Genomic DNA, 23,940 nt, shown 5'->3' on the forward strand with positions numbered 1-23,940 from the left:
CATGGCCGTTGCCGCTTTCGTCCGTTTCACGCCCAAGCCCGGCATGGCCGATGAGCTCGCCTCGCGTCTTGCCGATGCGCTCGTCTCGGTCCGCACCGAACCCGGCAACCAGCTTGCCGTCGTGTTGCGCGACCCGAGGGACCCTGAGGCGGTATTCGAATTCGCCATCTATCGCGACTGGGATGCGGTCGAGGCGCACCGCGCCGCCGCACATTCGCTCGAAAAGGGGCCATGGGTGCAGGAGACGTTCGGCGCGCCGATGGAGCCGCATTATCTCGAGACCGCCGACTGGCCGCTCGAGCAGAAGGTCGCCTGAACGATTGCAACGGCGCGCGGCCGGGTGAATAAGCACGGGTGATGTTCATGCAGAGCGTGTCCCGCTGGCTTCGCCTGGCCGCACCGTTGTTCCTGCTGGTCTCCGGGCCGAGCGGGCTGATGTGCGGCGTGGCGACCGCCGCGCCGGCCGCCTCCGCGCCGATGAGCGAATGCGGGGAATCGATGCCCGGCATGCCGTCGGGCGATTCGGTGCCGGACAAGGCCGCCCCGGGCGACGCGATCTGCCGCGCGCCCTGCGTGCTGGTCATCGGCGCGGTTCCGGCTCCGGTCGAACTCGCCGCCATCCCGGAATTTGCCGCGCCCCGTGCCGTGCAGCCGCTGACGGGTCTGCGCGACCCGCCCGACTATCCTCCTCCGCGCGACGCCTGAACTTCCAACGTTCAAGCATCAAACGGAGTTAAGTCTATGAAGAAGATCATTCTGGGCGTGGCGATTGCCATCGCCTTTCCCTCTGTTGCCTTTGCTGCCGAGGGGCCCAAGGCCGAATGCAAATGCTGCAAGGACATGAAGGACTGCAGCTGCTGTCCGAAGGACGGCAAGCCCGAAGAGCATAAGCACTGAGTAAGGGCCGGGGGGCGGTTCATGCCGCCCTCCGGTTTCTCGATCCGCATCGCGTCAGTGCGCGGCCTTCACCAGCGCAGGCAGGATATGCCGCTCGATCAACGCGCTGGTCAGATCGTGCATGTCGCGCTGATTGTAGTTGGTGCTCAGGATCACGACGACCGTCTTGAGGTCGGGGAGCAGCACCACCTTGTTGCCGCCATTGCCCGACATGTAGAAGCCCGGCCAGGGGCGGGGATTATCGGTTTCGCGATAGTCGCGGACCCACCACAGATAGCCATAGCCGTCGAGCGGCGTCGCCTTGGCACGGACGGTCAGCATCTCGCGCAGCCAGGTACGGGAGACGATCTGCTTCCCGTCCTTCATGCCGCCATCCAGGATCAGTTGCCCAATCGCCGCAAAGTCCTGCGCGCGCAGGCTCAGCTGGCCGCCGCTCTGGATTTCGCCATTGGGGGACGCCTTCCATTGCGCGCCGGTGATGCCCAGCGGATCGAACAGGCGCCGCTGGACATAGGCATCGAAGCGCTCGCCCGTCGCGCGCTCGACGATGCGACCGAGCAGGAACGCACCCGCTGTGCAGTAGGAATAACGGCCCAGCCCGCCGGCGCCGCGGACGTAGCCGGTGCTGACCGGAATATCGAGCGCGAAGCGGGTCCAGTCGCGCGTGCCGTACATCCGCTCCTCATTGCCCGGACTGGCATCGGTCCAGTCGTTGCAATCGAGCGCTGAGGACATGGTGAGCAGGTCGCGGATCGTGATCGCCCGCTTCGCCGGGCTGTCATGCGCAAAGGGGGCGCGATCCTTGAAGAAATCGAACACCGGCAGGTCGACGCTCGCCAGCTTGCCGTCATCGATCGCCATGCCGATCGCGATTGCCGTGATCGACTTGCCGCTTGAGCGTGCGTCGATGCGGCTTTCCGCGGTGTTGCCGCGATAGTTTCCCTCGAACACCGTCCGCCCGTGGCGGATCACACGGATGGCTTCGATCTTGCGATATTTGCCTGCCCCGATCTCGGCCGACATCACCGACAGGTCGAGTTGCGCCGATGCCGGAAGAGGCGCTCCCGCAACAAGTGCAGCGGCCATAAACGCGAAACGCACCATCATCGCCGCTGCATCGCCTCGATCGCTTCGCTCCGCCGCAGCACCCGCGCCATCGGGTCGATCACGACATGTGCGCCGGCGGGCACGTCGATCGTCTCGCTCCCGCCTGCCATCGCCAGCTTGCGGGTCTCGCCGTTCACTGCGACCTCGATGGGAAGCGGGAAGGGGGTTCCCTTCGGCGTCTTCCAGCTCAGCGTCAGCTTGCTGCCTGCGCGCGTCTCGAGCAGCTCGGGCAAGACCGCCTCGCGCAGATAGACGTCGAAGAACCAGCTGAGGTCGCGGCCCGCTGCCGTGTTCATCAGCTGCTCGAACTCGGGCGTCGAGGCAAAGCGCGGCTTGAAATTGCCCGGCTTCGGATCGGGCCGTCCATAGACCAGCCGCCGTGTCGCATCGAAAAAGGGTTTGTCGCCGATCAGGTAGCGCAGCGTGTGTAGCACCCAAGCGCCCTTGTAGTAGATGTCCTGCCCCGGACCGCCCTGCTGCTCCTGATAGACCTCTTCCGAGGTTCTGACCTTGCCCGACACCAAAGGCTTGCGGTTCAGCACATATTTGCGCTGGTGCGCCATCATCGCGGCATAGCGCGCCTCGCCCTCACGCCACTGGCCGTAGAGCGGCTGCATATACTGGCCGTAACCCTCGTGGAGCCAGAAATCGTCCCAGTTGGCCCCGGTCATCTGGTTGCCGAACCATTCATGCGCCAGCTCGTGCTGGAACAGCCAGTCGAACCCGGTCTCGTCTTTCTTGTAGTCGTTGCCATAGGCATTCACCGTCTGGTGCTCCATGCCCATATGCGGTGTCTCGACCACGCCCAGTTTCTCGTCGGCAAAGGGGAAGGGGCCGATCACGCTCTCGAAGAAATCGAGCGTCGGGGCGAACTCGGCGAACAGGCCCTGTGCCTGCTTCTCCTTGCCGACCAGGTGCCACAGGTGCAGCGGCACCTTGTTCCCGAACCTGCTGTCGTAGCTTCCCTTGATCTCGCCATAGGGACCGATGTTGATCGCGACGAGATAGGGGTTGATGTTCTTCGCTTCCCAGGTCCAGCGCGTCGTGCCGCCCGCGACGGGCTCGACCGATATCAGCTTGCCGTTGGCGATCGCCTGCGTTCCCGCGGGGGCGGTGATGGCGAGGCGGATCTCCGGCACTTCACCTGCCGGAAAGTCGAGGCATGGCCAGTAGAGGTCGCAGCCATAGCCCTGTGCGGTGGTCGCGACCCAGGGCTTGCCTTGCCAGCTCGACCAGACGATGCCGTCGTCCCAGGGCGCGTTGACCGCTTCGTGCGGCCGGCCGGCATAGCGAATCTTGGCCACGATCTTGCTGCCCGCCGCGACTGGCTTGGGCAGATCGATCGTCAGCCGCCCGTCCGGGTTGCGCCAGCTTCCGGTCTTCAGGGCCGTACCGTCTATAATGATCTCCGAAACCTCGAAATTCTTGTCGAGGTCGATCAACAGGCGGGTCTGTGCGATGCGTGTCGAAAGTGTCAGTTCCGCCACCCCGGAGAGGAACCGCCGTTCCGGCTCGATCCGGACATCGAGCGCCACATGTTCTACTTTGAGTGCCGCGCGCTCCGGTTCGATCTCGCCGCCCGAACGCATCGTCACCGGCGTGACCGGCGGTTCGCCCTTCTGGGCAAGGGCCGGGGAACACAGGAGAATCAGCCCAGCAGTCAACAGCTGATTGATGCCACGCCCCCGCACCCCATATAGTCCTTCGAATCCGCTCCGTGCGGCGGACCCTGGAGTACACATGAAGTCCACCTATCCTGTCCTTCCGCTTCGCGACATCGTCGTGTTTCCGCACATGATCGTGCCGCTGTTCGTCGGCCGCGACAAGTCGGTCGCTGCGCTCGAAGCGGCGATGAACGACGACAAGGAGATCTTCCTTGTTGCGCAGCTTGATCCGGCCAATGACGATCCTGGCCGCGACGATCTCTACGAGATCGGCGTCTCGGCGGAGGTGATGCAGCTGCTCAAGCTGCCTGACGGCACGGTCCGCGTGCTGGTGGCGGGCAAGGAGCGCGGCAAGCTCGAGAGCATGGAGGAGACCGGCGGCTTTCTCACCGCGACGGTCTCGCCGGTCGACGAGAAGGACATTGAGGGTAACGAGATCCAGGCGCTGATGCGCTCGGCGGTCGACCAGTTTGAAAATTACGCGAAGCTCAACCGCAAGCTGCCCGCCGAGACTGCGGTCCAGCTCGGCGAGATCGAGGAGGCCTCGCGCCTTGCCGATGCGATCGCTGGCAATATCGCGGTGAAGGTCGCGGACAAACAGTCGCTGCTGGTCGAGACCGACCCGCAGAAGCGGCTCGAGATGGTGTTCGCCTTCATGGAAGGCGAGCTCGGCGTGCTCCAGGTCGAGAAGAAGATCCGCTCGCGCGTGAAGCGCCAGATGGAGAAGACCCAGCGCGAATATTATCTCAACGAGCAGCTGAAGGCGATCCAGCGCGAGCTGGGTAACGAGGGCGAGGAAGGCGAGGGCGACGAGATCGCCGAGCTGACCCAGAAGATCGCCACGCTCAAGCTCAGCAAGGAAGCGCGCGCAAAGGCGCAGGGCGAGCTCAAGAAGCTCAAGACCATGGCGCCGATGAGCGCCGAGGCGACTGTCGTGCGCAACTATCTCGACGTGCTGCTCGGCCTGCCCTGGGGCAAGAAGTCGAAGCTCAAAAAGGATCTGGTCGAGGCCGAGGCGGTGCTCGACGCCGACCATTACGGGCTTGAGAAGGTCAAGGACCGCATCGTCGAGTATCTCGCGGTGCAGGCGCGCACCAACAAGCTCAAGGGGCCGATCCTGTGCCTCGTCGGCCCGCCGGGCGTCGGCAAGACCTCGCTCGGCAAGTCGATCGCCAAGGCTACGGGGCGTGAGTTCATCCGCCAGTCGCTGGGCGGTGTGCGCGACGAGGCCGAAATCCGCGGCCACCGCCGCACCTATATCGGCTCGCTGCCGGGCAAGGTCGTGTCGAACCTCAAGAAAGCCGGCACCAGCAACCCGCTGTTCCTGCTCGACGAGATCGACAAGCTCGGCCAGGATTTCCGCGGCGATCCCGCCTCGGCGCTGCTCGAGGTGCTCGATCCGGAACAGAACAGCAAGTTCAACGACCATTATCTGGAGATTGATGTCGATCTTTCGGACGTAATGTTCGTTACGACCGCCAACTCGTTGAATTTGCCGCAGCCTTTGCTCGATCGCATGGAGATCATCCGGCTCGAAGGCTATACCGAGGACGAGAAGGTCGAGATTGCCAAGCGCCATCTGGTCGAGAAGCAGATCGAGGCGCACGGTCTCAAGGAAGGTGAGTTCACCCTTACCGACGAGGGGCTTCGTGCCCTTATCCAGAAGTACACCCGCGAAGCGGGCGTGCGTACCCTCGAGCGTGAGATCGCCAAGCTCGCCCGCAAGGCGCTGCGCAAGATTCTGGAGGGGAAGGCGGAAAGCGTGACCATCACGCCGGACAACCTCCACGAGTTTGCCGGTGTGCAGAAATACCGCCACGGGCTTGGTGAGGAAGAGAACCAGATCGGCGCCGTTACCGGCCTTGCCTGGACCGAAGTCGGCGGAGAACTGCTGACGATCGAAAGCGTGACCGTCCCCGGAAAGGGTGCGATCAAGACCACCGGCAAGCTCGGCGACGTGATGAAGGAATCGGTCGAGGCCGCGTTCAGCTTCATCAAGGCGCGCAGCCCTGCCTATGGCATCAAGCCGAGCATCTTCGCGCGCAAGGACATCCATATCCATCTGCCCGAAGGCGCGGTGCCGAAGGACGGACCCTCGGCCGGTATCGGCATCGTCACTGCGATCGTGTCGACGCTCACCGGTGTGCCGGTGCGCAAGGATGTCGCGATGACCGGTGAGGTCACGCTGCGCGGCCGCGTGCTGCCGATCGGCGGCCTCAAGGAGAAGCTGCTCGCGGCGCTTCGCGGGGGTATCACCACCGTGCTGATCCCGCAGGAGAATGAGAAGGATCTTGCCGAGATTCCCGCGAACATCCGCGAGGGCCTGAAGATCATTCCCGTCGCCCATGTCGACCAGGTACTCGAGCTCGCGCTGACCGGGCCGCTCGCCGCGATCGACTGGACCGAAGCGGATGAGCTGGCCGCACAGCCGCCGGTATCCACTTCGGGTGGCGAGCCGCTTCGCCACTAGGTTGAGATCGCGTAAGGGCAGATTCTCGCGTCGTTTCGGCGCGTTGGCGCGCTTTCCGCTTTACAGCGGGGGCGGGAGCCTGTTTGCTGCCCCACCGGCGTTTCGGCGCCGTTGAGTCTTTTCATCACATAGCCACAGAAAAGCAGGGGTTCTAAGGGCATGAACAAGCAGGAACTGATCGCGACGGTGGCTGACACCGCTGGTCTCAGCAAGGGCGATGCGAGCAAGGCGGTAGAAGCGGTCTTCGACGCGGTCACCACCGCACTCAAGAAGGGGGACGAGGTTCGCCTCGTCGGATTCGGCACTTTTTCGGTCTCGAAGCGCAAGGCTTCGACCGGCCGCAATCCGCGCACCGGCGAACCGATGCCAATCAAGGCGTCGTCGCAGCCCAAGTTCAAGGCCGGCAAGGGCCTGAAGGACGCGGTCAACTGATTTTCGGTTGCTGATTTAGGGGCGGACGGGGCTGGACAAGCCTGCTTCGTCCCCCTAGACGCACCGCTCCCCGGCCGGATCACCAGTCCGGCGGGGGCGCTCCGGTTCGCCGGAGTTGCCCTGGAAAGCCAGGGATCAGGGTATCGGGCGCGTAGCTCAGTGGTAGAGCACTGTGTTCACACCGCAGGGGTCGCTGGTTCAATCCCAGCCGCGCCCACCACCCCAAAGACCCGCCGGGCCACTGCCTGGCGGGTTTTTCTTTGCCTGTCGTCGATCGGGCCGGGCAGCGATGTTTCACATTCCTGAAACAAACGTCACGAAATCGTAACATCAGAGTCTCCGAAATTTCTCCGAAATCCCATCCGCGCGTCATGCGCCGCCCCTAGCGCGACCGGCGTGGTCGGCAGGGGGATGTTCCGAGTCGATCCGGGGCGCACGCCCAAATCCTGACAGAACCGGGATCCCCGGAACGGAGAATTTCATGGCCGACTTCAAGCGTTTGAGCCTCATCCTGATGACGAGCGTCGCGGGCGCCACCTTGGCCGCTTGTGACGGCGCGTCGAGCGTTGCGTCGCCCGGCCCGGGTACGATCGTGGTTCCGCCGGGTGGCGGCACCCCGACGCCGACCCCGCCGACGCCGACCCCGTCGCCGACCGCCTCGTTTGCACAAACGGCGCAGAGCGGCGTTACCGTCACGCTCGACGAGCAGCTCAAGCTCCTGACCGACGGCACCAACAACACCGTCACCGGCAGCAACCCGCTCAACGGTCTGATCCCGCAGGGCGCGGCCGCTTCGGTGACCCCGTTCAACGCCTCGACGCTGAACTCGTTCTTCGTCAACACCAGCTTCATCGGCGCGATCGGCGGCTCGGGCGACACGGCGTTCCAGAACTGGACCTGCAGCTCGGGCACGGCGAACTTCACCGGCACCGCCTCGATCCCGGCGGCGAACAACTGCGTCACCTCGCTTTCGCGCAGCGCGGCGGCGCCGGCAGCCAGCGCTTGCCCGGCGGGCACGACGGCGGTGCCGAACGACCCTGCGACTTCGGCTGATGAAAGCGTTGCGAACAATTATCGCCTGTGCCGCCTGCCGGCGCTGGTCTCGGGCACGGTGACGCTGAACGCGGTCGATGGCATCGCCTATCAGATCAACGGCCGCGTTGATGTCGGCGTCGATGTCGGTGCGACGGGTGCGGCGCCTGGTGGCGCGGCCGCGACGCTGAACATCGGCGCGGGCGCGCTGTTCGTCGCCAACAATGCCGATGCCGCAAACGACTTCCTCGTCGTCAATCGTGGTTCGAAGCTGAACGCGATCGGCACCGCCAGCGCGCCGATCATCTTCACCTCGACGCAGAACCTGAACCCGGCGGCAACCTCGGACTCGACCCAGGGGCAGTGGGGCGGCATCATCCTCGCCGGCCGCGCGCCGATCTCGAACTGCTCGAGCGGCTCGAACGACGCTGGCGGCACCAGCACCACCTGTGAAAACGTGGTCGAGGGTACCGGCAACGCGCTCTACGGCGGTGCCGTCCAGAACGACAGCAGCGGCACCATCCAGTATGTCCAGATCCGCTACTCGGGCATCGAGATCAGCCTCGGCAACGAGCTGCAGGGCCTGACCCTCGGCGGCACCGGCTCGGGCACCGTGATCGACCATGTCCATGTCCACAACAGCTCGGACGACGGCATCGAGATCTTCGGCGGCACCACGAACCTCAAGTACATCGCGATCACCGGCGCCGATGACGACGGCTTCGACACGGATGTGGGTTGGCGCGGTTTCATCCAGTTCCTGGTCGCGGTGCAGAAGCCCAACGGCGCCACCAGCGACTCGTTCTCGACCGAGATCGACTCGAACGGCAACGAAGACTTCCTGCCGCGTCAGTTCGGCCGCATGGCGAACTTCACCTTCATCCAGACCGCGGCTGCGCCGGCTGCGATCCGTCTGCGCGGCGGTGCCGACTATACCTTCGTCAACGGCATCGTGAAGTCGACGGTTCCGTGCCTCAACGTCGTGGCGGGTACCGAAGCCAATGGCGGCAAGTCGACCATCCGCGCGGCCAACGCCGCGATCCAGGAGGAAGGCCCGCCGAAGTTCAACTCGGTCTACTTCGCCTGCAACGGCGCCTGATCCGCGCTCAGGCACCCGACGGACACGTGCCGGGGCGGCGGTTCATCCGCTGCTCCGGCATCGTCCAACAAGAACAGACCTCAAGACTTCGGATCCCGCGACCATGACCAAGCGCCTCGCATTTGGAACCCTGCTCCTCGTCTCGACCCAGCTGGTTTCGCCGGCGGCGCTGGCGCAGGACGCTGCCACGCCTCCTGCGGCCCCGGCTCCGGAGCAGACCCAGCCCCAGACTGACGCTCAGGCCGAACCTCAGGCGGAAGAGACCGTCGATGTCTCCGCACCCGGCTTTGACGCCGATGCGGGCCAGGAAATCGTCGTCACGGGCCGCAACATCCCCAACGTCATCCGCGCGACGCCGCAGGTGGTCTCGGTCCTGTCGGCTGAGGACATCGCCCGCACCGGTGAAGGTGATATCGCAGGCGCGCTGACTCGCGTCACCGGCCTCAGCGTCGTCGGCAACGGCTTCGTCTTCGTGCGCGGTCTTGGCGACCGCTATTCGTCGTCGATGCTCAACGGCTCGCCGCTGCCCTCGCCGGAGCCGCTCAAGCGCACTGTTCCGCTCGACATCTTCCCGACCACGATCGTCGGCTCGGCGCTGGTCCAGAAGACCTATTCGGTCAATTATCCCGGCGAGTTCGGCGGCGGCGTGATCAACCTCACGACCCGCGCGGTTCCGGAAGAGAGCTTCATCCAGTTCGGCGGATCGGTGACGTTCGACACCGTCAGCACCAGCGAACTGGGCTATGTCTATGACGGCGGCCGCCTCGATACGCTGGGTTATGACACCGGCGAGCGCGACGTTCCCGGCTTCATCCGCGCGGGCGGTCTGACCCAGCCGAGCTTCTCGTCGGCGCAGATCGCGACGCTCACCAACGCGCAGACCACGCTGGTCGAGGCCAATTATCATCTCCCGCCCAACTGGAGCGGCGACCTCAACTTCGGTCATTCGGTCGATGTCGGTTCGGTCCGTCTCGGCGTGATCGCCTCGGCGAGCGTCAGTAACAGCTTCCGCACCCGCGACGCGACCCAGCAGGACACAACCGACGTCGATGGCGCGCTGCGCAGTGACTTCCGCACCGTGCTGACCGACAACCGCGCTGTGGTGAACGGCCTGCTCGGCTTCGGTGCCGAATTCGGCGAGCACAAGATCCGCTGGACCAACGTCTATATCCACGACACGCTCAAGCAGGCGCGAATGGGGACGGCGACGGTCTATCCGAACAGCAACGGCGATCAGGTGCTCCAGCAGAACACGAGCTGGTTCGAGCGTCAGCTGATGAACACCCAGCTGGTGGGCGAGTTCAAGTTCGACGATTTCAAGGTCGATCTGCGCGGCAGCTACGCCAAGACCGAGCGCAACGCGCCGTATGAGCGCTATTTCAGCTATCGCTTCGACAAGACCGCGGCCGGCGGCCAGGGGCTTTGGGTCAACAGCCTCAACGGTCTGGGCGAAGCTGCGACGATCGCGTTCAGCGAGCTCAACGAAGAGCTGTGGAGCGGTCAGGCCGATTTCGCCTACAAGCTTCCCACCGCGCGCCCGATCACGATCTCGGCGGGCTATTTCTACAGCGACACGCAGCGCGACTCGTTCCGCTACGACTTCCGCTACCGCACCTATCTCGGCGGCGGGATTTCGACCCCGTGGAGCTATCTGCGCCCCGACCTGCTGCTCTCGCAGGACTCGATCATGGGCGCTTGCGCCAATCCTGCGGGCACCGGCTGTATCCGGCTGTTCAACGTTTCGGGCGCCGACGGTGCGGCGGCCTATGACGCGAAGCTCCGCATCCATGCCGGCTACCTCCAGGCCGAAGGCGAGCTGCTCGACGGCCTGCGTGCCACGATCGGTGTCCGTTACGAGGACGGCAAGCAGACGGTGACCACCAGCTCGGCCCAGTTCGTCGGTACCACGATCGCCAACGACTATTGGTTGCCGGCTCTGACGGTCACGTGGAATTTCGCACCGGACATGCAGCTGCGTATGCACGGGTCGAAGACCATCGCCCGCCCGCAGTTCCGCGAGCTGGCGCCGCAGGTCTATCGCGACTTCGAATCGGACCGCCTGTTCTTCGGCAACCCGCAGCTGCGCGACTCCGAGCTCAAGAATTTCGAAGCGCGCTACGAATGGTTCATGCCCAAGGGGCAGCGCATCACGCTCGCGGGCTTCTACAAGGACCTCAAGAATCCGACCGAGCAGGTCGCCTTCTTCCCGACCAACGAATCGCCGCTTCAGACCGGCTTTTCCTATGCGCCTTCGGCCAAGCTCTATGGCGGCGAGTTCGAGGTGGTGAAGTATCTGCCCCTCGACATGCTGGGCGAAGGGTTCTTCGCGACCCGCCGCCTGATGCTGTCGCTCAACTACACCTACACCCAGTCGAAGATTAAGGCCGACAACACGCTGGTGCCGAGCCCGATCCAGAACGGAAGCGGCGTCCCCGCGCTGCTGCCCGCCAACCTGATCTTCCGTGACGGTGCTCCGCTGACCGGCCAGTCGGACCATCTGGTCAATTTCCAGTTCGGGATCGAGGACACCGAGTCGCTCTCGCAGCTGACCCTGCTGCTCAACTATGCGAGCGAGCGTGTGACCAACCGCGGTCCCAACCTGCTGCCCGACATCATCGAAAAGCCGGGCTTCCGGCTCGATGTGGTGGCGCGTCAGGGTATCAAGGTGCTGGGCGGCGAGTTCGAGCTGAAGTTCGAAGGCCGCAATCTCACGGGTACCAAGTACAACGAATATCAGGATTTCGGCGAGAACGGGCTGGTCTACATCAACCGCTACCGCCTGGGCCGGGTGTTCAGCGTCGGCGCCACCGCGAAATTCTGACGCGAGATTCTGGCCGGTACCCCCCGGCCAGGACAAAAGGGGGAAAGCCCCGGCCGCTCCCCTATGCGGCCGGGGCTTTTTCATGGCCGCGCAGTCCTATCCCCAGGGGCGTTCGCGGAACCACTTGGTGATGACGTATTTGAGGCCCGCGCGCACCTTCATCGCATGGTGCAGCGTGGTGGGATTGGGGGAGCCGTCGGGGCGCAGATTGCTCCACGCGAGCAGCTTCCCGGCCTCGGGCTGGACGATCTTGTCGATCGCCTTGAAGCGCGTCGCGCCGCCGGCCTCCACATCGTTGAGGTAGATCATCACGGTCCAGGTGCGCTGCCCCGCGACCGAGCAGAATTTCTCGAAGTCGACCCCGGTCGGCTCGAAATAGTCGGTATGCGCCTTGAACTCCTGGCCGACCTCGTAGCGCTGTCCCTGCAGCGGCTCGCCATGCGCGGGATCGAGACCGGTGAACGCGGTGACCAGCCGGTTCACTTCCTGCGTCTCGGCAAGGTCGCTCGACAGGTCGCAGGTCTCGCTCGTCCGGAAGGCGCCATCGCCATTATAGTCGGAGACGGTCGATGGACGGCGGTTTGCGTCGATCAGCGTCATCAGGCGCGCGCACAATGCCGGATCGAGGAAGTTCTTGCGCACGAACAGCGTCAGCTTGGGGCTTGGCACTTTCTGGATACCGGGCTGGGCCGAAAGCCGCTCGATAACCGGTTCGATAGGGTAGCCTGAAGATGCGATCATCCGGGCTAGATGCCAGAAGGGAAGTCAGCCCGCCAGCCGCGGAAATCGTCGCGAAACTGTCATGAAAACGAAGCCAATTTGTCATCTCTGCGCCATAGCTGCGACACATGATATCGGTTCCCGCGCTCGAAGATCTGATCGGCACTGCCGTCCGTGACGGCGCGACCGCATTGCACCTGCTTCTCGACGGCGGATCGGTGGCCGCAATGGCGCGGCAGGGGCGGGCGCTCGCGCCGCTTGGTCAGTTCAAGGTCTCGGCTCCCTGGCTCGACCGCGCCCATGCACACCCGGGTGCTGCGCGGATGGACGACAGGATCGTCATCCGGATCGATGCGCATGGCGTGGTGCGCGATGCGCTCGCGGCTACCGGAATTCCCGGCACGATGCGAAAGCAGCTTCATGCCGCACTCGAGTTGCCGGGCGGGATCGTCGTCGCGGTCGGCCCGTCTGCCAGCCGCCGTGCGCTTGCCGAGGCGTTGGCCGAACCGGCGAGCTATGCCCCGTGGATAGCGGGCGAGCGCGAGTCCCTCGAAGCCGCGGCGCGGATGGATTGCGATTCGATCCTTGTCGATGGCCTCGCCGACCCTGCCGCAGCCGCGCTTGCCTTTGATCTGGCGCGGGCGGGGCAGCGGATCGTGATCGCGATGGACGCCATCAGCGCCGTATCCGCGATCGAACAGCTTCGTACGTTCAAGGTCGAGCGGCATCTGCTCGGGGCTGCGCTCCGGGCGGTGGTTGCGGTGCATGCGGCGCCCAGGCTCTGTCCCGATTGCCGTCTGCCGGTACAGGCGCGGTCGTCCGAATCGGCATTGCTCGGAATCGATCCCGGTACCGTGATCTTCCGGGCGGCAGGGTGCGGTTGCTGCGACGGAACGGGGTATGCCGGTACCGCCCTTGTGTACGAGGCCGTGATTGTCGATGGTCAGATCCATGGGCTGTTGGCGAAAGGGGCCGACAGCGCGCTGTTGACCCGGCACGCTTTCCTTACCGCTCCGACGCTTGCCGCATCGGCGCGCGTACTGGCGCGGGAGGGGGCGATCACCGCCGATGAGGCGATTCGCATCACGCGGGCGGGTGCCGGCGGGCCCGCGGCCGGGGCAAAGCACCCGCATATTCTCGATTCCGCCGGGTTTCGGTGGGGATTGGCTTGACGGTTGGCCCATGGTGCCGCTAAGCGCGCCCCTCCACGGCGACCGTAGTTCAATTGGTTAGAGCACCGGCTTGTGATGCCGGGGGTTGCGGGTTCAAGTCCCGTCGGTCGCCCCATTCTCCCCGCGGTTATACCACACCCTCAATTTGGGGCTGGCGCTCCGGCGTGCGGAACAATATTACGCGCTCCGGAAATATTGTTAGCGTCATTGGAGAGGCGGAATGAGCGCGGTTTGGGATCTTCCCGATTTTGACGAGCACGAGGGCGTGCACCTGATCTGCGACCCGCAGAGCGGGCTCAAGGCGGTGATTGCGATCCACTCGACCAAGCTTGGTCCGGCGGCGGGTGGCGTCCGCTTCTGGCACTATGCCGACAGCGCGGCTGCGGTCACCGACGCGCTCCGCCTGTCGCGCGGCATGTCGTTCAAGAATGCCATGGCCGGCCTTCCGCTTGGCGGCGGCAAGGGTGTGGTGCTGGCGCCCGAGCGTGGCGCGACGATCAGCGAGGCACAATTGCTGGCGTTCGGCGACGCGGTCGAATCGCTCGGCGGCCGCTACGTCACTGCCGAGGATGTCGGCATGTCCGAGGAGCGGATGAAGGTCATCGCGACTCGCACCCGTCACGTTTCCGGCCTGCCCGTCGAGGGTGGAGAAGCGGGCGGCGATCCCGGCCCGTTCACCGCGCTCGGCATCTATCTCGGCGTCAAGGCAGCAGCAAAGCGCGCGCTGGGCGCCGATTCGATGGCCGGCGTACATGTTGCCGTTCAGGGCGTCGGGAGCGTCGGCGGCGGCCTTGCCCGCCGTCTCGCCGCCGATGGCGCCAAGATCACGCTGGCCGACGTCAATGCCGACAAGGCTGCGGCGCTGGCGAAGGAGCTGGGCGCCGACGTGGTTGCGGCTGACGCGATCCTGCAGATCTCGGCCGATATCGTCAGCCCCAACGCGCTCGGCGCGATCCTGACCGCGGATTCGATCGCAGCGCTCGACTGCAAGGTCGTGGCGGGCGGCGCCAACAACCAGCTCGCGACGCGCGGCGACGGCGACCGTATCCACGCGCGCGGCATCCTCTACGCGCCCGACTATGTCATCAACGCCGGCGGCATCATCAACGTGGGTCTGGAGTATCTGGGCAAGGGAGACCGCGCCGAGGTGGAGGCGCGCATCGCCCGTATTCCCGATCGCCTCAACGAGGTGTGGGACGAAAGTGCCCGCACCGGCGCACCGGCGAGCGAAGTCGCTGACACGATCGCGAAGCGGCTGATCGGTCGCGGCTGATCCGGAACCGGCGTCGCCGGATATCCGCTTCGAAGAATGAACGCCCTGGCCGCACAACGTGGCCAGGGCGTTTTTCGTCAGCAGTCATGGCGCCGATTGACAGGGCACGCGCCGCCTCTATCAACAAACCGACCGTTCGGTTTGATTCGGGAGGTGAGGTTGGGCTCGGTTCATATGCATCGCCATCTGCATGACGTATTCGGCGAAACCCAGCAGCCGGGCCAGTTGGCCGCGATCCTTGGGTTCGGGATCGCCGTGCCCGCCGCGCTCGCCATGGCATCGCCTGAGCTGATCGGCGCCGTGGCACCGTGGCGAGCCGTTCTGGCACTGTTGCTGGTGCTCGATATCGCGGCTGGCTGCGTCGCCAATTTCACGCGCGGGACCAGCGATTTCTATGCCGGGCGTCCCCGCAATCGCTGGCTCTTCATCGCCATCCATGTCCATGTCGTCGCTGTCGCAGCGCTGCTGAACATGAACCTTGCCCCGTCGATCGCCGTCTGGAGTTTCACCATTGCCGGGGCGGCCTTCGTCAACCTGCTCGCCGGCAAGCCGTCTCAGACCTTTGTCGGAGGATTGCTGCTGGCGATCGGCCTTACCGGGATCACGCTATGGCCCGGCCTGTCGCCCTTCATGACCGTCGTTTGCGCGCTGTTCATGCTCAAGGTGCTCTTCAGCTTCGCGGTCGACCATTACCGCCATGGCTGACTCGATGCTGATCCGGGATCTGGGCGCCGGCGACCGGGCTGATTTCATCGAGGTCATGGCACAGGCGTTCGAGGCGGACCCGCTGTTTCTCACGGTCTTCGGCCTGCGCCGGGAGGGGGGATGGGAACGCCGGGTCACGTCGTTCCTGTCCTTCATGTTCGACATGAACCGCCTGATGCGTAGTACCCCGCGCGGCGTGTTCGTCGACGGGCGGCTGACCGCCTGCGCGCTCCTTGAGCCGCCGGTTTCTCCGCTCGCCTCGACGCTCGGCGCATTCGCCTCCGCGCTTCGCTTTCTGCCCGTGGCGCTCGCACTTCCGATCAAGGGGACCGCGTTCCTGAACAGCTACACCAAGCGCACCCGCGCTGCAGCAACCAGGGAAGCACATGGTTATCTCGTCATGGTCGGCGTGCTGCCTCAGGCGCAGGGCCACGGCTTCGGGAAGCAACTGGTCGAAGATGCGATCGAGCAGACACGCAGCGACCCGCGCGCCACCGGCATCGCGCTCGATACGGAGAACGAAGCCAATGTCCGCCTCTACGAACGCTGGGGGTTCCGGAAGCGCGCGTCGCTGGACCTTGGCGGGGTCCATGCCCATTGCATGTTCCTGTCCTTTGGAGAGCCGGGATGAAGGATACGCGATCCGCCATTGTCGAAAGTGCCTTCCGGCTGTTCATCGCACGCGGGTATGAAGGTGCAAGCATGGCGGACCTGGTGGCCGCGACCGGCCTGTCCAAGGGCGCGGTCTATCACCATTTCCGGGACAAGGACGCGCTCTACGACGCGGCGATCGGGCATTTCTTCCTGCGCTTCTTCGGGCCGGACGAAGCCCCCGTCCCGGCGGCGGGAGAGGGGCTGGACGCGGTTCTTGACGATCTGTGCGCCGGTTACGCCCGCCTTATGGCTGCGGTTTCGGCCGTGGTGCCCGATCGCATCGCCTATTACCGCTTCATCTTCTCGATCATGCCAAGGGTTAGGGCGCAGATCCGAGCGCAGGTGGCGGACGCTCGCGCCCGTGTCCTTGCTGCCGTAACGCGCGATCAGGCGCGGGGAGATCTTCCCGAACCGCTCGATCCGGAGGCGGTCGCGGATCACTGCCTGGCGCTGATCGAGGGCACCGCGCTTCTCTGCGTGGTCGAGGACAGGGAAGACATCGCCGCCGCGCTAGAGCAATCGGTCGGAAGCTATCGCGCGCTGCTGCGCCGCTGACCGGAGCCGATTGGCGGAAGGGGTGGGATTCGAACCCACGGTGAGCTTGCACCCACGGCGGTTTTCAAGACCGCTGCCTTAAACCACTCGGCCACCCTTCCGCTGGCAAGCGCCTTTGGGCGTTCGCCGTGTTTTCTGCAAGAGGCCTGCGATTTCGTTGCGCTTGGGGGTTCATGCCTGCGGAACGCTGTGGCACAGATGCTTGATGCGGGATTTTCAGGGCCTTGTACGGCGTATCGGTGTGTTGGGGACGGTGGTTGCGGCGTGTACGCTCGCAAACGCCCCGGCGGTGGCTCAGGACGAGGCGGGGTTCCAGGCCTATATCAACGGCCCGCTCCGCCAGCAGGCGCTGCGCGAGGGCGTCAGCGCGCGCACGCTCGATGCCGTGTTGCCTTCGCTGACCTATAATGCCCGCGTGATCGAGCTTGACCGCGCCCAGCCCGGCGGGCCGCCGACTGCGACGGCGTCGATCCCGAATTTCGCGCCATACAAGGCGCGCCATGTCGATGCCGCTCGGATCAACCGCGGCCGCGCCACCTATAGCCGCCTGCGTCCGCAGCTGGCCCGGGTCGAGCGTGAGACCGGCGTCCCCGAATCGATCATGGTCGCGATCTTCGGGCATGAAACCAACTACGGCAGCTACACCGGCGATTTCGATCTGCCGCGCAGCCTCGCCACGCTCGCCTATGAAGGGCGCCGCCGTGCCTTGTTCTCGGGCGAGTTCATCGCGACGATGAAGATGATCGACCGCGGCGTGCCCCGCGAGCGCCTGAAGGGCAGCTGGGCGGGCGCGTTCGGCTATCCGCAGTTCCTGCCCTCGATCTACCTGCGCCTCGCCCGCGATGGCGATGGCGACGGGGTCGCCAACATCTGGTCGAACGAGGCGGACACGCTCGCCTCGATCGCCAATTATTTCGTCAATGCGGGGTGGCGGCCGGGGCAGCCCTGGGGCGTCGCGGTCAACGTGCCGTCGGGCTTCAACCGCAGCGCCGCCGTCAACCGCACCCGCTCGCCGCGCTGCGGCCGCGTGTTCGACCGTCACTCCGGCTGGAAGACCATGGCCGAGTGGCGGGCGTTAGGCATCCTGCCGCAGTCGGGCAGCTGGCCTGCGGACAATATCCAGGCTACCTTGCTCGAGCCTGATGGCCCGGGCCGCACCGCCTATCTCCTCACCGGCAACTATCGCGTGATCCTCGACTATAACTGCTCGAACTTCTATGCGCTGTCCGTGGGGTTGCTCGCCGATGAAGTCGCAAACTAGCCTTTTCCTGCTGTTGCTCGCCGCCAGTGGCGCGAGCGCGGCGCAACGTCTCCAGGAATTGCCGCCGGCCGGGGGCGATCAAGGGGCGCCACCGCCCAGCTCTGCGCCGCAGGGTTCGTCGCAGCTCCGCCCGGGCGAGGCGCGGTTCGATCGCGTGGGCCGCATTACGCTTGCGGAAGGCGAAGGCACATTCGCGCTCAGTGGCGAGCTTGCCGCTGGCAGCTTTGCAGAGGTTACCGCGCTGGACACCGGAAGGACGATCCTGGTGCAGGTGCGCGGAGAGGGGCGCGGGCTGGTCGAACTATCGTCGGCAGCCGCGACGCAGCTTGGTGTTGCGGCTAATGCGCCCGTACGCATCCGCCGCGTCACCGTGACGCCGCAGGACACGGCGCTGCTTTCAGCCGGTCGGGCCGCACCGACCCGTGCCGATGCGCCGCAGGCCTTGCTCGTCGGCTTGCGCCGGATGCTCGCCGAACAGCAACCCGCGCCGGTTCTGGTGGTGGTGAAACCCGCGCAGCCGGTCGTCACCAGGCCGCTGCCCGCGAAACCACGGCCTGCGAAGCCGCAGCCCGCGAAGCCCGAACCTGCCCCGGTGCAACCGGCAAAGGCGGAGATTCCCGCGCCGAAGGTTCAGCCGGCACCCAAGCCCGCCGCTCGCGGCAATCTGATCGTTCAGGTTGCGGCGCTCTCCAACGCCCAACGTGCTCGCGCACTCGCCGATCAACTCGGCGGCAGCGTGCGCAGCTCGGGCAGCATCCATCGCGTCCAGCTCGGCCCGTTCACCGACAAGGCCGCCGCCGAACGCGCACGTGCGGATGCTGCCAAGCGCGGCTATGGCGACGCGCGCATCCTTTCCATTCCCTGACCTCCAACCTTCGGACTCCAAAGATCCCATGAAGAAGTTCCTGCTTTCCGCCGCCGCACTCGCAACCGCCATCGCACCGACTGCGGCCCAGAACGCCGGCGCCGCGCCTGTGCAGACGCCGTCGTTCGAAACCGTGGCGCCGGTGGCGTTCATGGAGGATCTGTCGTCGGGTGCGGTGCTCTATGCCAAGGACGCGGACCGGCGGATGCCGCCCGCGTCGATGGCGAAGATGATGACCGCCTATGTCGCGTTCGACCTGATCAAGCAGGGCAAGCTCAAGCTCGACCAGATGGTTGATGTCCGGCCGGAAACCTGGAGGAAATGGCATGGTCCTTCAGCAGGTTCCACCATGTTCCTGTCGCCGGGTCAGAAGGTCAGCGTCGAGAATCTGATCAATGGCATCGTCGTGGTTTCGGGCAATGACGCCTGCGTCGTGCTGGCCGAGGCGGTCGCGGGGACCGAGGAAGCGTTCGTCAATCTGATGAACCAGAAGGCGCAGGAGCTGGGCCTCAAGAACAGCCGCTTCGGCACCTCCAATGGCTGGCCCGATGAAGGCCGCACCTATGTGACTGCCCGCGATCTCGCTCACCTCGCCAAGGCGACGATCTCGAACCACCCGGATCTCTACAAGCGCTTCTACTCGCGGGAGAGCTTCACCTTCGGCACCACCATGGGCGGTGCGCCGATCACCCAGGCGAACCGCGATCCGCTGCTCGGCCGCGTCAAGGGCGCGGACGGTCTCAAGACCGGCCATACCGAGGAAGCCGGCTATGGTTTCACCGGTTCCGCCGAACAGAATGGCCGCCGCGTCGTCATGGTGGTGGCGGGGCTCACCAGCTTCAACCAGCGGATCGAGGAATCGGTCAAGTTCATGGACTGGGGCTTCCGTGCCTGGTCGGCGCAGAAGGTGGTGAGCAAGGGCCGCAAGGTCGATTCCGCGCAGGTCCAGCTCGGCGACGCGTCGCAGGTCGGCCTCGTCGCCCCGCGCGACCTTTCGGTCGCGGTCCCCGCGGGCACCAGTCCGCAGTTCAAGGCGACCGTGTCCTATCAGGGGCCGATCAAGGCGCCGATCAAGGCGGGCGCGCATATCGCCGATCTGGTCATCACCGCGCCGGGCCTGCCCGAACAGCGCATGCCGCTGGTAGCAGAGAGCGATGTCGGTGAGGCAGGCTTCTTCGGCCGCGTCTGGGCCGGTCTCATGTCGTTCTTCGCGTGAGGGGCCGCTTCCTCAGCCTTGAGGGCGGGGAGGGTGCTGGCAAATCGACCCAGGCACGCCTTCTGGCTGAGGCGCTGGAAGCGCGCGGCATTCATGTTGTGCTGACGCGTGAGCCCGGCGGGACCGAAGGCGCGGAGGCGATCCGCGGCCTGCTGATGCAGGGCGCGGTCAATCGCTGGAGCGCGCACACCGAAGCCTTGCTGTTCGCCGCTGCCCGCGCCGACCATGTCGAGAAACTCATTCGGCCGGCCATCGAATCCGGCAGCTGGGTGATCTGCGACCGCTATCTCGATTCGACGCGCGCCTATCAGGGGGCGCAGGATATCGACGACGCCGCGATCCTGGCGCTGCACGGTTTCGGATCGAAGGGGCTGCTCCCTGACCGCACCTTTTTCCTCGACCTCCCGGAAGGGGCCGGGGCCGAGCGTGCCCATGCTCGCGACGGTGGGGCGCATGACCGGTTCGGTGTGCGCGGGCCGGACTTCCACGCGGCAGTTGCGATGCAGTTCCGCCGCATTGCTGCGGCAGAGCCTGAGCGGGTCCGCGTGATCGACGCCTCGCGCGAAAAAAGTGACGTCACGACGTCACTTCTCGATGCGCTCGCCGATCTGCTGTCATGACGTCACTTGCCGGCAATGCCGCGGCAAAGGCCGCGTTCCGCGCGGCTCTTTCCGGCGCACAGCTTCACCATGCCTGGCTGCTCACCGGGCCGGAAGGCGTAGGGAAGGCGAGCTTCGCCCGGCAAGCCGCAATGCGGATGCTGGCCGAAGCTGCGGGGAAGGGCGACCTCACCGGCGATTTCGACGTGCCGGAAGACCACCCCACGCGCCGGATGATCGAAGCGGGCGCACATCCCGATTATCGGCTGATGGCGCGGCTTCCCAAGGATCCCGACAAGCCCGGCGAGAACCTTGCGCGGTCGATCTCGATCGCGCAGGTGCGCGGCCTGGGGCCGATGTTTGCGACCAAGCCGAGCATGTCGTCGCGTCGCGTGGTGGTGATCGATGCGATCGACGACGTCGAACGCCCCGGCGCCGCGAATGCGCTGCTCAAGAATCTCGAGGAGCCGCCAGAGGGGACGATCTTCCTGCTCGTCAGCCACTCGCCGGGCCGGCTGCTCCCCACGATCCGTTCGCGCTGCCGCCTGCTGCGCTTCGATCCGCTGAGCGATGCCGAGGTCGCCTCGGTCCTTCGCACCGAGCTGCCCGAAGCGAGCGCGGCCGAGATCGATGCGCTGGTCCGCGCCGGCGGTGGGTCTCCGGGCAAGGCGCTCGGCTTTGCCGGGCTCGATCTCGCGACGCTCGATATCGAGATGTCGGCGATCGCCAACCGCGGCGATCCGGACAATTCGATCCGCTCCCGCCTTGCCAAGACGCTGGGTCCCAAGGCCGCGCAGCCGCGTTACGAGGCCTTCCTTGCCCGCGTCCCTGCCTTCATCGCCGCGGAAGCGCGTACCAAGCAGGGAAGGGCACTTGCCGACGCGCTGGGCGCCTATGAGCAGGCCTCGCAGCTCGGGCCGCTTGCGCTTGCCCAGTCGCTCGACGCGCAGGCGACGGTGTTCGAGATGGGCGGCATCCTCGCGCGCCTCGCTGTGCGCTAGCGCATCGAACCCGACACGCTAGTGCTTCAAACCCGCGCGCGCTTGCTCTAGAGCGCCCGCATGGCCGAACCCTATTACATCACCACCGCGATCCATTACCCCAACGGCAAGCCGCATATCGGCCATGCCTATGAGATGATCGCCGCCGACGCGATCGCCCGCTTCCAGCGCCAGGCCGGACGCGACGTGCGCTTCATGACCGGCACAGACGAACACGGCCTGAAAATGGCCCAGACCGCACGCGCCCGGGATCTCACCGCGCGTCAACTTGCCGATGAAATGTCTGCTTATTTCAGTGATATGGCGCGTGATCTGAATATCTCATATGATCGCTTCATTCGCACCAGCGATACCGATCACTATGCCGCGAGCCAGGCGATCTGGAAGGCGATGGAGGCCAATGGCGACCTCTATCTCGACCGGTATGAGGGCTGGTATTCGGTCCGCGACGAGGCCTTCTACGAAGAGAAGGAGCTGACCGAAGGGGAAGGGGGCGTCAAGCTCTCGCCCCAGGGCACGCCCGTGGAGTGGACCGCCGAGGAGACCTGGTTCTTCCGCCTCTCCAAATACCAGCAGAAGCTGCTCGACCTCTACGCTGCTCAGCCCGACTTCATCCGGCCCGAGCGCTCGCGGAACGAGATCGTCAAGTTCGTCGAGGGCGGGCTGGTCGACCTGTCGATCTCGCGCACTAGCTTCGACTGGGGCGTGCCGGTGCCGGATTCGCCCGGTCACGTCATGTATGTCTGGGTCGATGCGCTGACCAATTACCTGACCGGCATCGGCTATCCCGACGCCGGCAGTGCGCTCGCGCATTACTGGCCGGCGAACCTGCACCTGATCGGCAAGGACATCACGCGCTTCCACACGGTCTACTGGCCGGCGTTCCTGATGTCCGCCGGGATCGAACTGCCCAAGCAGGTCTTCGCGCACGGCTTCATCCTCAACCGGGGTGAGAAGATGTCGAAATCGACCGGCAATGTGGTCGATCCGATGGAGCTTGCGCGGCTCTATGGCGTCGAATCGCTGCGTTACTTCCTGTTGCGCGAGGTCGCGTTCGGCAGCGACGGCAGCTTCAGCGATGAGGCGATCGTCACCCGCGCCAATGCCGATCTCGCCAACAGCTTCGGCAACCTCGCCCAGCGCACGCTCGCCTTCATCGCCAAGAACCTTGAGGGTGAACTGCCCGGCAATGGCCGCGGTGAGGCTGCGGACGCCGAACTGCTGATCGCCGTGACCGAAGCCGGACATGAGTTCCGTGACGCGTTCGAGAACCTCGCACTTGGCCAGGCGCTCGAGGCGTGGATGCGCGCCGTCTTCGCCTGCAACCAGTATATCGATGCCCAAGCGCCATGGGCGCTCCGGAAAACCGATCCGGAGCGGATGCACGCTGTGCTCGGCACCTTGGTCCGGGCGATCCGCGATCTCGCCATCCTCGTGCTGCCGGTGATCCCTGAATCCGCTGGCAAGATCCTCGATCAGCTTGGCCAGGAAGCGCGCGATCACGCCGCCCTCGACGACAAGGGCTGGTACGACGCATTGACGGCATCGGGCTTCCGCCTCGCGCCGCCCACCGGCGTCTTCCCGCGGCTCGAACTGGCGGCGGAACCATCGGCATGAGGCTAGCCGACAGCCATTGTCACCTGAACTACAAGGGGCTTGGCGAGCAGCAGCCCGAGGTGCTGGCGCGTGCCCGCGAAAGCGGCGTGGTGGCGATGCTCAATATCGCCACGCGCGAACGCGAATGGGACGAGGTGCTGGCCACCGCCGAGCGTGAGGCGGACGTCTGGGCGACGGTCGGCATCCACCCGCACGAGGCGGACGAGCATCCGCATATCGACACCGCCAAGCTCGTTGCCCGTGCGCAGCACCCGCGTGTCGTCGGCATCGGCGAAACCGGTCTCGATTATTATTACGACCATAGCGACCGTGCGCAGCAGCAGGCGAGCTTCCGTGCGCATATCGCCGCGAGCCGAGAAACCGGCCTGCCGCTGATCGTCCACACCCGCGATGCCGAGGAGGATACCGCGAACATCCTGGCGGATGAGATGGGGAAGGGTGCCTATCCCGGCGTGATCCACTGCTTCACCGCCAGCGGCGAGTTCGCCGACAAGGCGATGGACCTCGGCTTCTACATCTCGATCTCGGGCATCGTGACCTTCAAGAATGCGCGCGATCTGCAGGAGACCGCCGCGCGGCTCCCGCTCGATCGCTTGCTGATCGAGACCGACGCCCCCTTCCTCGCCCCGGTCCCCCATCGCGGCAAGACCGGTGAGCCGGCCTTCGTCGCCGATACCTGCCGCTTCCTCGCCCAGTTGCGCGGCGTGGATGCCGAAGAGCTGGCGGAAGCGACGCGCGCCAACTTCCACAAATTGTTCGCGAAAACACTGGCATAGGGGC

Annotated in this window: 22 protein-coding genes and 3 tRNA genes; 21 read left to right on the forward strand and 4 right to left on the reverse strand. The window is 65.4% G+C overall.

Annotated features, from left to right (window positions below; translation table 11 throughout):
* Position 1 precedes the first annotated feature (1 nt).
* Genes AC07TU_RS11210 through AC07TU_RS11220 form a run of 3 tightly spaced genes read left to right on the forward strand, consistent with a single transcriptional unit; the run spans position 2 to position 897 of the window.
* Positions 2-316 (forward strand): putative quinol monooxygenase, encoded by a 315-nt coding sequence (locus AC07TU_RS11210; RefSeq protein WP_495187988.1) that lies wholly within the window; start codon positions 2-4, stop codon positions 314-316.
* A gap of 47 nt (positions 317-363) precedes the next feature.
* Positions 364-705: a hypothetical protein gene (locus tag AC07TU_RS11215; protein ID WP_495187989.1), complete on the forward strand. Its 342-nt coding sequence runs from the start codon at positions 364-366 to the stop codon at positions 703-705.
* A 36-nt stretch (positions 706-741) separates the two neighbouring features.
* Entirely contained in the window at positions 742-897 is a 156-nt protein-coding gene (locus AC07TU_RS11220) for a hypothetical protein (protein WP_495187990.1), read from the forward strand.
* Positions 898-951: 54 nt separating this feature from the next.
* Here the strand turns inward: AC07TU_RS11220 and AC07TU_RS11225 are convergent, their stop codons facing one another.
* Positions 952-1,998 carry a serine hydrolase domain-containing protein gene (locus tag AC07TU_RS11225; protein WP_495187991.1) on the reverse strand — a complete coding sequence of 349 codons (1,047 nt, stop codon included), beginning with the start codon at positions 1,996-1,998 and terminating at the stop codon, positions 952-954.
* A gap of 2 nt (positions 1,999-2,000) precedes the next feature.
* Positions 2,001-3,593, reverse strand: a complete 1,593-nt coding sequence (locus AC07TU_RS11230) for a M1 family metallopeptidase (protein ID WP_495188382.1) — start codon at positions 3,591-3,593, stop codon at positions 2,001-2,003.
* Positions 3,594-3,744: 151 nt separating this feature from the next.
* Between AC07TU_RS11230 and lon the strand changes: the two genes are divergently transcribed.
* From lon to AC07TU_RS11255, 5 genes are all read left to right on the forward strand, one after another.
* Entirely contained in the window at positions 3,745-6,138 is a 2,394-nt protein-coding gene (lon, locus tag AC07TU_RS11235; protein WP_495187992.1) for an endopeptidase La, read from the forward strand.
* Positions 6,139-6,297: 159 nt separating this feature from the next.
* The gene (locus AC07TU_RS11240) at positions 6,298-6,570 is read left to right on the forward strand and encodes an HU family DNA-binding protein (protein ID WP_066580003.1); all 273 of its coding nucleotides are present in this window, start codon (positions 6,298-6,300) and stop codon (positions 6,568-6,570) included.
* Positions 6,571-6,715: 145 nt separating this feature from the next.
* Positions 6,716-6,790: transfer RNA gene (locus AC07TU_RS11245), tRNA-Val, on the forward strand.
* 261 nt (positions 6,791-7,051) lie between these two features.
* Complete coding sequence (locus tag AC07TU_RS11250; protein ID WP_495187993.1) at positions 7,052-8,701, forward strand: beta-helix domain-containing protein; 1,650 nt, start codon at positions 7,052-7,054, stop codon at positions 8,699-8,701.
* Positions 8,702-8,804: 103 nt separating this feature from the next.
* Positions 8,805-11,522: a TonB-dependent receptor domain-containing protein gene (locus tag AC07TU_RS11255; protein WP_495187994.1), complete on the forward strand. Its 2,718-nt coding sequence runs from the start codon at positions 8,805-8,807 to the stop codon at positions 11,520-11,522.
* A 96-nt stretch (positions 11,523-11,618) separates the two neighbouring features.
* On the opposite strand, the gene AC07TU_RS11260 is transcribed toward AC07TU_RS11255, so the two are convergent.
* Positions 11,619-12,263, reverse strand: a complete 645-nt coding sequence (locus tag AC07TU_RS11260) for a prolyl hydroxylase family protein (RefSeq protein ID WP_495187995.1) — start codon at positions 12,261-12,263, stop codon at positions 11,619-11,621.
* 107 nt (positions 12,264-12,370) lie between these two features.
* On the opposite strand from AC07TU_RS11260, the gene AC07TU_RS11265 reads away from it, so the two are divergent.
* From AC07TU_RS11265 to AC07TU_RS11290, 6 genes are all read left to right on the forward strand, one after another.
* Complete coding sequence (locus tag AC07TU_RS11265) at positions 12,371-13,414, forward strand: ATPase, T2SS/T4P/T4SS family (RefSeq protein WP_495187996.1); 1,044 nt, start codon at positions 12,371-12,373, stop codon at positions 13,412-13,414.
* A gap of 38 nt (positions 13,415-13,452) precedes the next feature.
* A tRNA-His gene (locus AC07TU_RS11270) sits at positions 13,453-13,529 on the forward strand.
* Between the two features lie 105 nt (positions 13,530-13,634).
* Positions 13,635-14,687 (forward strand): Leu/Phe/Val dehydrogenase, encoded by a 1,053-nt coding sequence (locus tag AC07TU_RS11275; RefSeq protein WP_495187997.1) that lies wholly within the window; start codon positions 13,635-13,637, stop codon positions 14,685-14,687.
* A gap of 174 nt (positions 14,688-14,861) precedes the next feature.
* Positions 14,862-15,392 carry a hypothetical protein gene (locus tag AC07TU_RS11280; protein ID WP_495187998.1) on the forward strand — a complete coding sequence of 177 codons (531 nt, stop codon included), beginning with the start codon at positions 14,862-14,864 and terminating at the stop codon, positions 15,390-15,392.
* A complete protein-coding gene (locus tag AC07TU_RS11285) occupies positions 15,385-16,023 on the forward strand; it encodes a GNAT family N-acetyltransferase (RefSeq protein WP_495187999.1) in 639 nt (212 codons plus the stop codon). The genes AC07TU_RS11280 and AC07TU_RS11285 overlap by 8 nt, the downstream gene beginning before the upstream one ends.
* Complete coding sequence (locus tag AC07TU_RS11290; RefSeq protein ID WP_495188000.1) at positions 16,020-16,601, forward strand: TetR/AcrR family transcriptional regulator; 582 nt, start codon at positions 16,020-16,022, stop codon at positions 16,599-16,601. The genes AC07TU_RS11285 and AC07TU_RS11290 overlap by 4 nt, the downstream gene beginning before the upstream one ends.
* A gap of 11 nt (positions 16,602-16,612) precedes the next feature.
* Here AC07TU_RS11290 and AC07TU_RS11295 read toward each other — a convergent pair.
* Positions 16,613-16,702 (reverse strand) — tRNA-Ser (locus tag AC07TU_RS11295).
* Positions 16,703-16,806: 104 nt separating this feature from the next.
* On the opposite strand from AC07TU_RS11295, the gene AC07TU_RS11300 reads away from it, so the two are divergent.
* The 7 genes from AC07TU_RS11300 to AC07TU_RS11330 are packed head-to-tail and all read left to right on the forward strand — an operon-like array spanning position 16,807 to position 23,936.
* The gene (locus tag AC07TU_RS11300; RefSeq protein ID WP_495188001.1) at positions 16,807-17,862 is read left to right on the forward strand and encodes a lytic murein transglycosylase; all 1,056 of its coding nucleotides are present in this window, start codon (positions 16,807-16,809) and stop codon (positions 17,860-17,862) included.
* A complete protein-coding gene (locus AC07TU_RS11305; protein WP_495188002.1) occupies positions 17,846-18,727 on the forward strand; it encodes an SPOR domain-containing protein in 882 nt (293 codons plus the stop codon). The genes AC07TU_RS11300 and AC07TU_RS11305 overlap by 17 nt, the downstream gene beginning before the upstream one ends.
* Before the next feature lie 28 nt (positions 18,728-18,755).
* Positions 18,756-19,943, forward strand: a complete 1,188-nt coding sequence (locus tag AC07TU_RS11310) for a D-alanyl-D-alanine carboxypeptidase family protein (RefSeq protein WP_495188003.1) — start codon at positions 18,756-18,758, stop codon at positions 19,941-19,943.
* The gene (gene tmk, locus AC07TU_RS11315; RefSeq protein WP_495188004.1) at positions 19,940-20,563 is read left to right on the forward strand and encodes a dTMP kinase; all 624 of its coding nucleotides are present in this window, start codon (positions 19,940-19,942) and stop codon (positions 20,561-20,563) included. The genes AC07TU_RS11310 and tmk overlap by 4 nt, the downstream gene beginning before the upstream one ends.
* Positions 20,560-21,543: a DNA polymerase III delta subunit-related protein gene (locus AC07TU_RS11320; RefSeq protein WP_495188005.1), complete on the forward strand. Its 984-nt coding sequence runs from the start codon at positions 20,560-20,562 to the stop codon at positions 21,541-21,543. The genes tmk and AC07TU_RS11320 overlap by 4 nt, the downstream gene beginning before the upstream one ends.
* 60 nt (positions 21,544-21,603) lie before the next feature.
* Positions 21,604-23,160, forward strand: a complete 1,557-nt coding sequence (gene metG, locus AC07TU_RS11325) for a methionine--tRNA ligase (RefSeq protein WP_495188006.1) — start codon at positions 21,604-21,606, stop codon at positions 23,158-23,160.
* Complete coding sequence (locus tag AC07TU_RS11330; protein WP_495188007.1) at positions 23,157-23,936, forward strand: TatD family hydrolase; 780 nt, start codon at positions 23,157-23,159, stop codon at positions 23,934-23,936. The genes metG and AC07TU_RS11330 overlap by 4 nt, the downstream gene beginning before the upstream one ends.
* Positions 23,937-23,940 lie beyond the last annotated feature (4 nt).

Source organism: Sphingomonas sp. GW821-FHT03E12, from assembly GCF_059420685.1.